The organism is Hypericibacter sp. (assembly GCF_050729195.1).
Classification (GTDB): domain Bacteria; phylum Pseudomonadota; class Alphaproteobacteria; order Dongiales; family Dongiaceae; genus Hypericibacter.
In genome coordinates, this window is sequence record NZ_JBOHKS010000024.1 from 1 (window position 1) to 12,425 (window position 12,425).

General features: G+C 65.6%; 14 protein-coding genes. 12 read left to right on the plus strand and 2 right to left on the minus strand.

Going from position 1 to position 12,425, the window contains the following annotated elements; genetic code table 11:
• Window positions 1-366 precede the first annotated feature (366 nt).
• The 8 genes from ACREE8_RS01715 to ACREE8_RS01750 all read left to right on the plus strand — a co-directional run bounded on the left by ACREE8_RS01715 (window position 367) and on the right by ACREE8_RS01750 (window position 7,779).
• On the plus strand, window positions 367-627 hold the full coding sequence (locus ACREE8_RS01715; RefSeq protein ID WP_431571247.1) for an usg protein: 261 nt from the start codon (window positions 367-369) through the stop codon (window positions 625-627).
• 162 nt (window positions 628-789) lie between these two features.
• Entirely contained in the window at window positions 790-1,881 is a 1,092-nt protein-coding gene (locus ACREE8_RS01720) for a COX15/CtaA family protein (RefSeq protein WP_431571248.1), read from the plus strand.
• Window positions 1,882-2,065: 184 nt separating this feature from the next.
• Window positions 2,066-3,163, plus strand: coding sequence for a CobW family GTP-binding protein (locus tag ACREE8_RS01725; RefSeq protein WP_431571249.1), 1,098 nt, complete (start codon window positions 2,066-2,068; stop codon window positions 3,161-3,163).
• A 136-nt stretch (window positions 3,164-3,299) separates the two neighbouring features.
• A complete protein-coding gene (locus ACREE8_RS01730; RefSeq protein ID WP_431571250.1) occupies window positions 3,300-4,466 on the plus strand; it encodes an ABC transporter substrate-binding protein in 1,167 nt (388 codons plus the stop codon).
• 78 nt (window positions 4,467-4,544) lie between these two features.
• Window positions 4,545-5,597: an ABC transporter ATP-binding protein gene (locus tag ACREE8_RS01735; RefSeq protein ID WP_431571251.1), complete on the plus strand. Its 1,053-nt coding sequence runs from the start codon at window positions 4,545-4,547 to the stop codon at window positions 5,595-5,597.
• A complete protein-coding gene (locus tag ACREE8_RS01740; protein ID WP_431571252.1) occupies window positions 5,594-6,526 on the plus strand; it encodes an ABC transporter permease in 933 nt (310 codons plus the stop codon). Before ACREE8_RS01735 ends, ACREE8_RS01740 begins: the two co-directional genes overlap by 4 nt.
• On the plus strand, window positions 6,516-7,355 hold the full coding sequence (locus ACREE8_RS01745) for an ABC transporter permease (RefSeq protein ID WP_431571253.1): 840 nt from the start codon (window positions 6,516-6,518) through the stop codon (window positions 7,353-7,355). Before ACREE8_RS01740 ends, ACREE8_RS01745 begins: the two co-directional genes overlap by 11 nt.
• A gap of 214 nt (window positions 7,356-7,569) precedes the next feature.
• Window positions 7,570-7,779, plus strand: coding sequence for a cold-shock protein (locus tag ACREE8_RS01750; RefSeq protein WP_151179338.1), 210 nt, complete (start codon window positions 7,570-7,572; stop codon window positions 7,777-7,779).
• A gap of 76 nt (window positions 7,780-7,855) precedes the next feature.
• Here the strand turns inward: ACREE8_RS01750 and panE are convergent, their stop codons facing one another.
• Complete coding sequence (gene panE, locus ACREE8_RS01755) at window positions 7,856-8,788, minus strand: 2-dehydropantoate 2-reductase (protein ID WP_431571254.1); 933 nt, start codon at window positions 8,786-8,788, stop codon at window positions 7,856-7,858.
• Window positions 8,789-8,906: 118 nt separating this feature from the next.
• Here panE and ACREE8_RS01760 point away from each other — a divergent pair, with 118 nt between their 5' ends.
• The 4 genes from ACREE8_RS01760 to bfr are packed head-to-tail and all read left to right on the plus strand — an operon-like array spanning window position 8,907 to window position 11,484.
• Window positions 8,907-10,337 (plus strand): tetratricopeptide repeat protein, encoded by a 1,431-nt coding sequence (locus ACREE8_RS01760; protein ID WP_431571255.1) that lies wholly within the window; start codon window positions 8,907-8,909, stop codon window positions 10,335-10,337.
• Window positions 10,338-10,347: 10 nt separating this feature from the next.
• On the plus strand, window positions 10,348-10,521 hold the full coding sequence (locus tag ACREE8_RS01765) for a hypothetical protein (RefSeq protein WP_431571256.1): 174 nt from the start codon (window positions 10,348-10,350) through the stop codon (window positions 10,519-10,521).
• Window positions 10,522-10,559: 38 nt separating this feature from the next.
• Window positions 10,560-10,979, plus strand: a complete 420-nt coding sequence (locus ACREE8_RS01770; protein ID WP_431571257.1) for a (2Fe-2S)-binding protein — start codon at window positions 10,560-10,562, stop codon at window positions 10,977-10,979.
• Window positions 10,980-11,010: 31 nt separating this feature from the next.
• Window positions 11,011-11,484: a bacterioferritin gene (bfr, locus tag ACREE8_RS01775; RefSeq protein WP_431571258.1), complete on the plus strand. Its 474-nt coding sequence runs from the start codon at window positions 11,011-11,013 to the stop codon at window positions 11,482-11,484.
• Window positions 11,485-11,624: 140 nt separating this feature from the next.
• On the opposite strand, the gene ACREE8_RS01780 is transcribed toward bfr, so the two are convergent.
• Window positions 11,625-12,425: phytoene desaturase family protein (locus ACREE8_RS01780; RefSeq protein ID WP_431571259.1), on the minus strand; the 801-nt coding region annotated here is incomplete at its 5' end.

The window sequence follows — 12,425 nt, forward strand, 5'->3', positions numbered from 1 at the left end:
CGGTCATGCAGCGGACGGAAATGCATGGTTGAACCTCCATAAGTCTTTGATTTTGTTGAAGACCAGGAAACCACGGCGGCGCGCGGCCGCTGTTAGCACTCCCGGTCGATGAGTGCCAGCGATGTAGGCCCAGCGCCGATCCGAGTCAAGTGTCCCTCCGGTGATCCAGGGCTTGATTGGAGCGATTCCATTCAGCCGGCGTTGAGAAAAAGCGCCTCGGGGGGTTGCTCGCAACGGCCCGGAATCATTGGCAGCAGTCGCAGAGTCTGGCTGACAATCCATTGGTTTAATTAATTATTTCCTTCTTTACCGGACACTGGCCGGTGAAGATGGGGAGGCGCCTCCGATTCGAAGGGAGACCCCCGGATGACGCTTCAGTTGCAGCTCAAAGACTACCGCCTCACAACGGCGGAGATCCTCTACCACCTGCCGGATCACCCGCAGATCCTGCAGAGCTATGTCTGGCAGGATTACGACCTGGCCCCGGACTTTCCGACCCTGCGCCTCTTCCTCGACTTCTGGCGGCGCTCGCTCGACGGCAAGCTCCACTCGGTCAAGGTCGCCTCGACCAAGCTGATCCAGCCAGCGAGCTTCAGGATGCCGGACGCCTATTTGACGCTGCACTGATCGCGGCAGGTCATTTCCGGTCCGCCCACCCCGCCCGGCCTTAAGCCGCCGGCCGGTTGCTAGGGTTCATCCTGAGAACGGGCCCACCCGGCGTTTGGCGGCCCCCCGCGACAAGCCCGGCCTTGCCGCCAGGGCGGCCCTTCGCTACATCCCGCAAGCATCATGCGGGTCCTTTCTCCCAGCTCTCCCCTCGATATCGCCGACCCCGAGCGGCGGCGCGAGCTCGTTCAGCGCAACGACCGCGCGATCGGCCTCTGGCTCCTCGCCTGCTGCGCCATGGTCTTCGTCATGGTGGTGCTGGGCGGCGTCACGCGACTGACCCAGTCGGGCCTCTCGATCATGGAATGGGCGCCGCTCCGGGGCGCGCTGCCGCCGATGAGCGAGGCTGAATGGCAGCGGATCTTCGCGCTCTATCAGCAGATCCCCGAATATCAGCAGGTCAATCACGGCATGACGCTGGTCGAGTTCCAGGGGATCTTCTGGTGGGAATGGGCGCACCGGCTCTGGGGCCGGCTGATCGGGATCGTGTTCCTATTGCCTTTTCTCTGGTTCCTCCTGCGCGGCCGCATCCGCCGCGGTCTGGCGCCGCGGCTGACGCTGCTGTTCGCGCTGGGCGCGGCGCAAGGGGCGCTCGGCTGGTTCATGGTGGCGAGCGGCTTCGCCGACCGCGTCGATGTCAGCCAATATCGCCTGGTGGCGCATCTGGTTCTGGCGCTCGCCATCTACGTCGCGATGCTCTGGACCGCGCTGGGCCTGTTGCGCGCGCGCGAACGCTGGCCGGTGCCGCGGCGCTTCTTTCCGCATCTCCTGACCGCCCTGGTGCTGCTCGGCCTCACCATCGTCATGGGCGGCTTCACCGCCGGGCTCCATGGCGGGCTCGTCTATAACAGCTTCCCGCTGATGGGCGGCGAGATCGCGCCCTCCGATCTCTGGGGCATGAACCCGGGCTGGATCAATCTGTTCGAGAATCCGCCGGCGGCCCAGTTCGTCCATCGCTGGCTCGCGATCGCGACCCTCTTGACCGTCCTCGCTCTGGGCTGGCGCGACCGCGCAACCGGCAGCCTGCCGGTGCGCCTCGCCACCGCCATGGCTTTGCTTCAGGTGGGCCTGGGTATTGCAACGCTGCTGCTGGTGGTGCCGGTGCCGTTGGCGGCGCTGCATCAAGCGGGCGCCGTGACGCTGCTGACGCTGGTCGTCTGGGCGCTGCATGACGCGCGTCCCGCTACCGGCGCGCCGTGCGCGAAGACGTCATGATCGCGGCCCGCGCAGTGTCGCCGCCCCTTCTTTCCTCTCCCCCACGGATGTGGGGGAGAGGGCAGGGTGAGGGGGTGGCCGCAGGAAAGCACGAGACCATCGACATCGCACCTGTCGTCGAGACCCCCCTCACCCTGCCCTCTCCCCCCGCTGCGCGGGTGGAGAGGAAAGAAAAAAAAGAAAAATGGGGACCGCGGTGAGCCGCGACGACATCGCGCCGGAAGAGAGGCTGCCCGCCAGCCTGCTCACCGGCTTCCTCGGCTCGGGCAAGACCACGCTGCTCTCGAAGCTGCTGCGCCAGCCGGCCCTGGCCGAGACCGCCGTTGTCATCAACGAGTTCGGCGAGATCGGGCTCGACCATCTGCTGGTCGAGAACGCGCCGGAGCAGACCGTGCTGCTCGACAGCGGCTGCCTCTGCTGCAGCATCCGCGGCGATCTGATCGACACGCTGCGCTCGCTGTTCCGCCGCCGCGTCAAAGGCGAGGTGCCGCCCTTCAAGCGGGTCGTGATCGAGAGCACGGGCCTCGCCGATCCGGCGCCGATCCTGCAGACGCTGATGTCAGACCCTCTGCTGGCCGACCGCTTCCGTCTCGATGGCGTCATCACGACGATCGATGCGGTCAACGGCATGGATCAGCTCGACCGCCATTTCGAATCCGTGAAGCAGGCTGCGGTCGCCGACCGGCTGGTCCTGACCAAGACCGACCTTGCGACGCCGGCGCAGCTGGCGGTCCTGCAGGCGCGCCTCCGTCAACTCAACCCCGCCGCCCCACAGATCCTGGCGCGCCAGGGCGAGGTCGACGGCGGCGCGCTGTTCGATGCCGGGCTCTTCAACCCGGCACTCAAGACGCCCGATGTGCAGGGCTGGCTGCGCGCCGAAGCCTATGACCCGCGCGAGGCCGACGAAGACCACGGCCACGCGCATCATCACGGTCACGGCCATGCCCATGAGCAAAGCGCGCTCGATCCCAACCGGCATGACGCCCATATCCGCGCGTTCTGCATCACCGCCGAGCGTCCGCTCGACTGGCAGCGCTTCACCCGTTTCATCGAGACGCTGATCGCGCGCGACGGCGACCGGCTCCTGCGCATCAAGGGCATCTTGAATGTCGACGGCTTCGACACGCCGGTCGCGGTGCATGGCGTGCAGCATCTCTTCCATCCGCCCGCCCTGTTGCCGGCCTGGCCCGACGCCGACCGCCGCTCGCGACTTGTCCTGATCGTCAAGGATCTGGCCGAGCCCCGGATTCGCCAGGAATTCTCGTCTGTTACAGCCGGCTGAACGGCGCCCTTCGCAGGTTGTTGAAGCCGCCGCCCTTTGCCAACCCCAGGCTGTCAGGCTAGGTTGCCTGTCGCAGCGGCCCGAGCGCCAATCAGGGCCGAAACACTGAATCATCAAACAGGACGAGGAGGCTGGAATGTCGGGGATCAGACTGGGCGCATTGACGGGGATTGCCGCGTTTGCCGCGCTGGCCATGGCCACGGGCATCGCGAAAGCGGAGATGATGTCCAAGGTCGGCCCGGGCGAAGGCGAAGTCGCGATCGTGGCCTGGCCCGGCTATGTGGAGCGGGGCGACACCGACAAGAACTACGACTGGGTCACCGATTTCGAGAAACAGACCGGCTGCAAGGTGACCGTGAAGACCGCGGGCACCTCGGACGAGATGGTCTCGCTCATGAATGCCGGCGGCTTCGATCTGGTCACGGCCTCGGGCGATGCCACTCTGCGTTTGATCGCGGGCAACAAGGTGCAGCAGATCAACACCGATCTGATCCCGAGCTGGAACACGATCGACAAGCGCCTGCAGAACGGCGCCTGGCACACGATCGGCGGCAAGCATTTCGGCGTGCCCTATCAGTGGGGCCCGAACGTGCTGATGTACAACACCACCGTTTTCAAAGAACCCCCGAAGACCTGGGCCGTGGTGTTCGAGGAGCAGAAGCTGCCCGACGGCAAATCCAACCAGGGCAGGGTCGAGGCTTATTCCGGCCCGATCTACATCGCCGACGCCGCGCTCTATCTGAAGAAGCACCAGCCCGCGCTCGGCATCGACGATCCCTATGAGCTGACGCAGGAACAGTTTGACGCCGCGGTCAACCTGCTCAAGACGCAGCGCAAGCTCGTGTTCAAATACTGGGGCGATTCCACCGCGCAGACCGAGGATTTCAAGAATGAAGGCGTCGTGGCCTCGACCTCCTGGCCTTATCAGGCGAACCTGCTGATCGGCGAAGGTCAGCCCATCGGCATGACGGTGCCGGAGGAAGGCGCCACCGGATGGGCGGACACGACCATGATGCATTCCCAGGCGCCGCATCCGAACTGCGCCTATCTGTGGCTCGAGCATTCGCTGAGCAAGAAGCTGCAGGGCGACCTCGCCTCCTGGTTCGGTTCGGTGCCGGTGGTGCCGGACGCCTGCAAGGGCAACGCGCTGCTCGGCGAGAAGGGCTGCGAGGCCAACGGCGTCGAGAATTTCGACAAGATCTCGTTCTGGAAGACCCCGGTCGCCGATTGCGGCAATGGCAAGAAATGCGTGCCTTATAAAGACTGGACCTCGACCTTCCTGGCCATCCAGAGCGGCCAGTAGATCGTGATGTCGAGGGCGGGCGCCGGCCAAGACCAACCGGCGCCCGCCCGTTTCGTTTCAGGCCCCTTCCAGACCGCGATGACCAAAGCCTCCACATCCGCCGTTTCCTTCCGGCAGGTGAGCCGCCATTACGGCGAGGTTCGCGCCGCCGACAATGTCAGCTTCGACATCGAGGACGGCGAATTCTTCGCCATGCTGGGCCCCTCGGGCTCGGGCAAGACCACCTGCCTGCGATTGATCGCGGGCTTCGAGCAGCCGACCTCGGGCGATATCCTGATCCATGGCAAACCGGTCGCGGGCGTGCCGCCTTATGAGCGCGACGTCAACACCGTGTTCCAGGATTATGCGCTGTTCCCGCATATGAATGTCGCGGACAATGTCGCCTATGGCCCGATGATCCGCGGCGAGCCCAAGGCGCAGCGGCTGCGCGAAGCCGAAGAGATGCTGCGGATGGTGGCGCTGGAGGGGCTGGGCGGGCGCAAGCCGAACCAGCTCTCGGGCGGCCAGCGCCAGCGCGTGGCGCTCGCCCGCGCGCTCATCAACAAGCCGAGCCTGCTGCTGCTGGACGAGCCTCTGGGAGCGCTCGATCTCAAGCTGCGCGAGCAGATGCAGGTCGAGCTCAAGGCGATCCAGCGGCGCGTCGGCATCACCTTCATCTACGTGACCCACGACCAGGGCGAGGCGCTCGGCATGAGCGACCGTGTGGCCGTCTTCAACAAGGGCCGCATCGAGCAGATCGGCTCGCCGGCCGACGTCTATGAGCATCCGGCCTCGGCGTTCGTCGCCGGCTTCGTCGGCGTCTCCAACATCCTCACCGGCGCCGCCGCCCGATCGATTCCCGGCGCGCCCGCCGCCTTCTCGATCCGGCCGGAGAAGATCACGCTCGTTGCTGGCGGCGAGGAAACCCCGCCGCCGGGCGCCTGCGTGGCGCGCGGCAGGATCGAGAGCCTGCTCTATCTGGGGTCCTCGACCCGGTTCAATGTGGCGCTCGAGGGCGGCGGCGAGCTCACCGTGATCGAGCAGAATCGCAGCGGCGGCGCCCGGGGCGGTGCCGAGATGCAAGGGCGTCCCGTGCTGCTCTGGTGGCGCAAGGATCATATGCAGGGCATGGCGGAGACGTCGCCCGCATGAGCCTCGACGCCACCATCCCCTCGCCGCTGACGCGCGTCTCCTCGTTCCTCTATCTGCGCCCGCGTCTGGTGCTGACGCTGCTGCTGGTGCCGCCGCTGCTATGGCTCGGCATCGTCTATCTGGGCTCGCTCTTCGCGCTCCTGGCGCAGAGCTTCTTTTATATCGACGATTTCAGCGGCCTCACCGTCTATGAGCCGACGCTGCGGACCTATGCCGAGCTCTTCACCCCGGCCAACCTCACCATCATCCTGCGCACGGTGATGATGGCGGCGGTCGTCACCATCGCCTGCGGCGCGATCGCCTTCCCCCTCGCCTATTACATGGCGCGCTATGCCGGCGTGAAGGCGAAGGCGATCTTCTATCTCGCGGTGATGCTGCCGCTCTGGTCGAACTATCTCGTGCGCGTCTATTCCTGGAAGCTGATCCTCGCCAGAGAAGGCGCCATCAGCTGGATCTTCGCGCAGCTCCATCTGAGCTGGCTCTTGGACTTGATCCTCGCGATTCCCGTGATCGGCGGGCCGTCGCTGTCTTCCTCCTATATCGGCACCGGCCTCGTCTTCACCTATATCTGGCTGCCTTACATGATCCTGCCGGTGGAAGCGGCCCTGGAGCGTGTGCCGCGCTCGCTGCTCGAGGCTTCGGCCGATCTGGGCGCGAGGCCCAAGGCCACCTTGCGCAAGGTCATCCTGCCGCTCGCGGTTCCCGGCATCGCCGCCGGCTCGATCTTCACTTTCTCGCTGACCCTGGGCGACTACATCATTCCCAACCTGGTCGGCTCCTCGCGGCCCTTCATCGGGCAGGTGGTCTATAGCCTGCAGGGCACGGCAGGCAACCTGCCCTTGGCCGCCGCCTTCGCCATGGTTCCGGTGCTGGTGATGGCGGGCTACATCACGCTCGCCAAGCGCTTCGGAGCCTTCGATGCCCTCTAAGGCCGCCAGCAACACGAGCCTGCGCATGGGCGAGCGGCCGAGCTTCAGCCTCAAGGCCGCGGCGACCTTCGGGTTGCTGTTCCTCAATCTGCCGCTCGCCTTCATCCTGCTCTACGCCTTCTCGACGGATGACCGGAGCTTCACCTTCCCGCCGCCGGGCCTGACCCTGAAATGGTTCGCGGTCGCCTGGGAACGCGACGATATCTGGCAGGCGCTGTGGATCTCGGTGCGGGTGGCCCTGATGGGAACGGCGATCGCGCTGGTGCTGGGGACGCTGGCCTCGGCTGCCATGTTCCGCTTCCGCTTCTTCGGCAAGGAAGCGATCACGCTCCTGATCCTGCTGCCGATCGCGCTGCCGGGCATCGTCACCGGCATCAGCCTGCGCTCGGCCTTTGGCTTCGTCGACATCCCCTTCAGCTACTGGACCATCGTGCTGGGCCACGCGACCTTCTGCATCGTCGTGGTCTACAACAATGTGATCGCGCGATTGCGCCGGTCCTCGCCGGCCCTGATCGAGGCGTCGATGGATCTGGGAGCCAACAGCTTCCAGACCTTCCGCCATGTGATCCTGCCCAATATCGCGACGGCCCTGCTGGCGGGCGGGATGCTGGCCTTTGCCCTTTCTTTCGACGAGGTCATTGTCACGACCTTCACGGCCGGCCAGCAGCAGACGATTCCAATTTGGATACTCGGCCAATTATTACGGCCGCGCGAACGCCCTGTAACAAACGTCGTGGCGGTCTTTGTCATTCTCGTCACGATGCTGCCGATCCTGGGCGCCTATTGGCTCACCCGCGATACGCATGACGCGAGCGGCAGCGGCAAATAGCGGCGGTGGCATTTCGATGGCATCGGAAAACTCGCTTGCCAGTCCAAATCGCCCCTAGACAGAATATCCGGACGATCAAGGGTCCGGGCGCTGCCGCGTCGCCTGCTCATTAGAGCGTCCTGACAACGTTCCCCCCGAACCGCTGATTGACTGACCAACCGCGCTGCTCTCGCCGCGCGGTTTCTGACTTGCCCTTATGAGGAGGGAGACGTTTATGGCTACCGGCACCGTGAAGTGGTTCAACCCGACCAAAGGCTATGGCTTCATCCGCCCCGATGGCGGCAACAAGGATGTGTTCGTGCATGTGACCGCCGTGCAGCGCGCCGGCTTGCAGACCCTGAAGGAGGGTCAGAAGATCGGCTTCGAGATCCAGCACAGCAAGGACGGACGCGAGTCCGCCGAGAATCTGGCCGTGGTCGACTGAACCGAGGAACTGAAGCGTTCTTGAATTCCCATTGCGAGACCGCAGGGCCGGCGTCCGAGCGCCGGCCCGATTTGTTTCAGGCCTCTTTCCGCGCGCCGCGCCGGGCCTCATAGACCGCGACATGGCAGGCCGCCGCCTCGATCAGCGGCGTCGGAACGCTCAGATTTCCACCGCGCGCGACCATATCGCCGAGGATATGAGCGCCTTCGGTCGGGCCGCCGCGCTCCAGATCGCGCAACATCGAGGCCTGCACCGTCGAAGCCGGATCGGTCAGGCGCTGTGCCGTCGCCTCGAGGAACTTGTCGCGTGGGCCATGACCCGCGGCTGCCGCCACGGCGCTGGTCTCGTTCAGCATCGCCCGGGCAATTCCGGCACCGCCCGCACGCGCGATCTCGCCGACGTTGCCGCGCATCAGGCAGGTGAGCCCCGCCAGCGTCGCCAGCATGGTGAACTTCTCCCACATCTCCTGCAGGATATCCTCGCTCGGCACCGACTTGAATTTGGCGGGCGCCAGATCGGCGGCGATCGCGCGCACCCGATCGCTGCCGCCGCCCGCGCGCTCGCCGAAGACCAGGCGTGGCGGCAGATCGAGATGGCGGATCTCGCCGGCCGGACCCAGGGTCGCGGAGATATGGCAGACCCCGCCCAATACGCGCTCGAATCCGAAGGCAGCCTCGAGCCGGTCGAGATGCAGGAGCCCGTTCAGAAGCGGCAGGATCGCCGTGGCGCTGCCGAGATGGGGCGCCACCGCCGCGATCGCCGCATCGAGGTCATAGGCCTTGCAAGTCAGCAGCACCGCGTCGAAGGGTTGGCCCGCCGCTGCGCCGGTCGGCAACAGTTTCGGCTGCAGCCGGGCGGCGCCATCGGGGCTTTCGATGACGAGACCCTGCTCGCGCAGCAGCTGCGCGCGCCCCGGCCGCACCAGGAAAGTGACGTCGGCACCCGCCTCCTGCAGCCGGCCGCCGAAATAGCCGCCGACACTGCCCGCTCCCAGGATCAACCAGCGCATCGCTCGAGGAACCTTCTGTTAAGGTAAACAGCCGGATCATAGGGCCCTAGTTGAAGGACGGGGGCCCGATGGGCATAGTGGCGCCCGCCCAGCCCCCCAATCAACCGAGGCTTCCAAGGTGCAGGAACTCCAGCGGCTGCTCGATAATGGCCGATTCTATCACCGCCAGGGTCGTCTGACCGAGGCAGCGGACATCTATCGCCAGGTGCGCCGCGCCGATCCCCAGAATCCCATGGCCCATCATCTCCTGGGCCTGGTGCTGCATCAGCAGGGCAAGCGCGACGAGGCGCTCCAGGCGCTGGCCGAGGCCGTGCGCCTCGAGCCCGACAATGCCGCCTATCGTACCGGCTTCGCCGAGCTCCTGATTCTCGAGAACGACGCCGAGGCGGTCCGGATCCAGCTCGAAGCCGCGAAGACGCTGCAGCCGCGCACGGCGGTGCTCCTGGTTCGTCAGGCCGTCATGTGGGGTCAGATCGGCGATCCCGATCTCGCGATCAAGACCGCGGAAGAGGCCGTGGCGGTCGACACCAATCATCCGCAGGGCCATCAGGTGCTGGGCATGCTGCTGCGCGAGCAGGGCGATCTGGGCCGGGCCATGGAGCATCTGCTGGCCGCGCGCCGGGCGACACCGGCGGCACCCGATCCCCAGACCACCTGTGCGCTGGCGCTGTTCGCGCTCGGCCGCCATGCCGAGATCGCATCGCTGCCGCCGCCGGCCGATCAGCGCAATCTCTATCGCGAAGCGGTGCTGAGCGCGCTCGCGACATGGCAGCAGGGCGATCTCGCCCAGATCGAGGCGGCGCTCGCGAAATGCGATGCGATCGCGCAGGCGCGCGGCGGCCGCACCGAGGACGTCTATGCCGGCTATCACGGCCAGATGGCGCGGCTCGTCGATTCCCGCAAGCGCTCGGCCGATCTCTATAAGCAGAAGACCAAGACCGAAATCGCCGTGATCGGCGACATGCAGTCCCTTTCTGCCGCCAATCTCACGGTCAAGCTCGGCGAGGATATCGTGCGCCTGCGCACCTCCTTCGTGCCAGGCTGCATTGCGATCAATCTCTTCAAGCGCGCCGCCAATTCCTGCCGTGCCGGCTTCGAGGCGGCGCTCGACCGCCAGCCTGCCGGCGGGCGCGTCATCGCCTCGGTCGGCGACATGGATTGCCGCTATACCATCGGCTTCATGGATCTGCTGCGCCGGCATCCGGAGATGGAAGGCCGCAAGCTCGTCAGCGAGACGGTGCAGCGCTATACGGACTGGGTCGTCGACGCCGCCAATCAGCGCAAGCTCGATCTCATCCTGATGGGGCCGCCGGCCCGCGCCGTGGCGTTGAACCTCGTGCCGCCGGCCGTTGCCCGGCAATTCCTTGAGCTGGTCGAGTTCTTCAACAGCGAGCTGCGCGCCGCCGCCGGACGCGCCGGACTGATCTATGTCGATCTCTACGGGGCGACGGTGGGCCCGCATCGGCGCGGCCGCGAGGATTGCTTTATCGACACCACCCATGTCGAACCCTCGGCCGTGGCCGCCGCGATCAAAGCGGCCGGCTTCTGAGGTCACCTCGATGAGCGCGGTGGTATCGCTCTATCTGCTGTGGGTGCTGCTGCCCGGAATCGCCGCCGCCGGCATTGGTGCGGCGCTCCTGCGCAGCAACCGCCTCAAGGGCGGTTTGCTGGGCGCCGTTGCGGGCCTGGTGCTGGGCCAGCTGGCGATGCTCCTGCTGAGCTCACCGAGCTGAAGGCGCGGACGGCCGCGAGCGAAACCGCCCGTTGATTCGTGGCGAAGGGCGCTGCGTCGGAATGGCGCTGGCGCGCCCAGATCAGCACCGAAGCCAGCCGTCCTGCCGAAAGACCCTTCCAGATCAGCATCTTACTGGGCCTCGAAAAATTCATGCGAATGAGTTGCAATCGCTCGGATCATCCCTTAATTAAGAACCGCTTGCAACAACCTCGTGGCGCCTCGCCAGGAGACGGTCGGTCGATGTATGTCTGCAATTGCAACGGCTTGAGTGAAGGGGCGGTGCGCAAGGAAATCGCGCAGCGCTCGCGCGCCTGTGGCGGTGCCGGTCCCGGTTCCGTCGGTCAATTGTTCGGCTGCTTCGGTTGCAGGCCGCAATGCGGAAAATGCGTTGCGGATATGAAGCAGCTCATCGACGAGGCCAATCGCGCCGGGAGCATGCTGCTCGCAGCCGAGTGACGCCTCGCTCGAAAGAGAGAGGAGAGGCGTCATGAAGGGCGACAAGCACGTCATCGAGCAGCTGAACCGCGTCCTCACCAACGAGCTGACGGCGGTCAATCAGTATTTCCTGCATGCGCGGATGTACGAGCATTGGGGGCTGAAGCGGCTCGCCAAGCATGAATATGAGGAATCGATCGACGAGATGAAGCATGCGGACTCGCTCATCAAGCGCGTGCTGCTGCTCGAAGGGCTGCCGAACCTGCAGGATCTCCACAAGCTCAAGATCGGCGAGACGGTGCCCGAAGCGCTCGCGGCCGATCTCGACCTGGAACGGCGCAGCCGCAAGACCCTGGTCGAAGCCATCGGCATCTGCGAGAAGACGCCCGATTATGTGAGCCGCGACCTGTTCCGCCACATCCTCGACGACACCGAGCACCATATCGATCATCTCGAGACGCAGCTCGAGCTGGTCCAGAAGACCGGCCTGCAGAACTATCTGCAGACCCAGACGATCGAGAGCTGACCTCCAATCCCTTCCCCCCTTGCGGGGGAAGGTTAGGAAGGGGGGGGTGCCACGCACTCGATGCGTGTCGCAGCGGCACCCCTCCCCCTACCCCCTCCCGCAAGGGGAGGGGGCGAGGTTCCCGTGCTTCCTCTCCTCGCTCACTTCTTCCTTCGGAAATCCTTGATCACGCGATGCGCCGCGTTGCGGCCCGGGACGCCGGAGACGCCGCCGCCGGGGTGGGCGCCGGAGCCGCAGAGATAGAGGCCCGCGACCGGCGTGCGATATTGCGCGGCGTCGGGATGCGGCCTGAGGCTGAAGATCTGATCGAGATCGTGCCGGCCATGGAAGATGTCGCCCTCGGTCAGGCCGAAGACACGCTCGAGATCGAGCGGCGTCAGCAATTGCCGCCCAACGATCAGGGACCGCAGGCCCGGCATATGGCGCTCGATCTGGGCCAACGCCTGCACCGCCACATCCTTGCCGATCACGTCCCAGCTTTTCCCGTTCGCCAGCTTGTAGGGGCAGTATTTCGCGATCAGGCTCATCACATGATGGCCGCGCGGCGCCAGGCTGTCGTCCGAGGCCGAGGGAATCCGGATGTCGATATAGAACTCGTCCGGGATCTCGCCCTGCGTAGCCTTGCGATAGGCCGCCTCGAGCGCCGCCCGCTCGGGAATGATGGTGATGGAAGATCCCAGCGCGATGGCGGCTTCCTCGCCCTGCAGCTCCGCGAAACGTGGCGTGCCCGAGAGGGCTAGATTCATGCGGATGGTGGCGTGGCCGTAGCGCAGCGTGCCGATATCGCGCGCGAAGCCCTCGGGCAAATGTTCGGACCCGACGAATTTGAGGAAGGTGCGCTTGGGATCGGCATTGGAGAGCACCATGCGGGCGCGAATCTCCTCGCCACCCTCCAGCCGCACGCCCACGGCGCGCTTGTTCTCGACCATGATCCGCTCGAC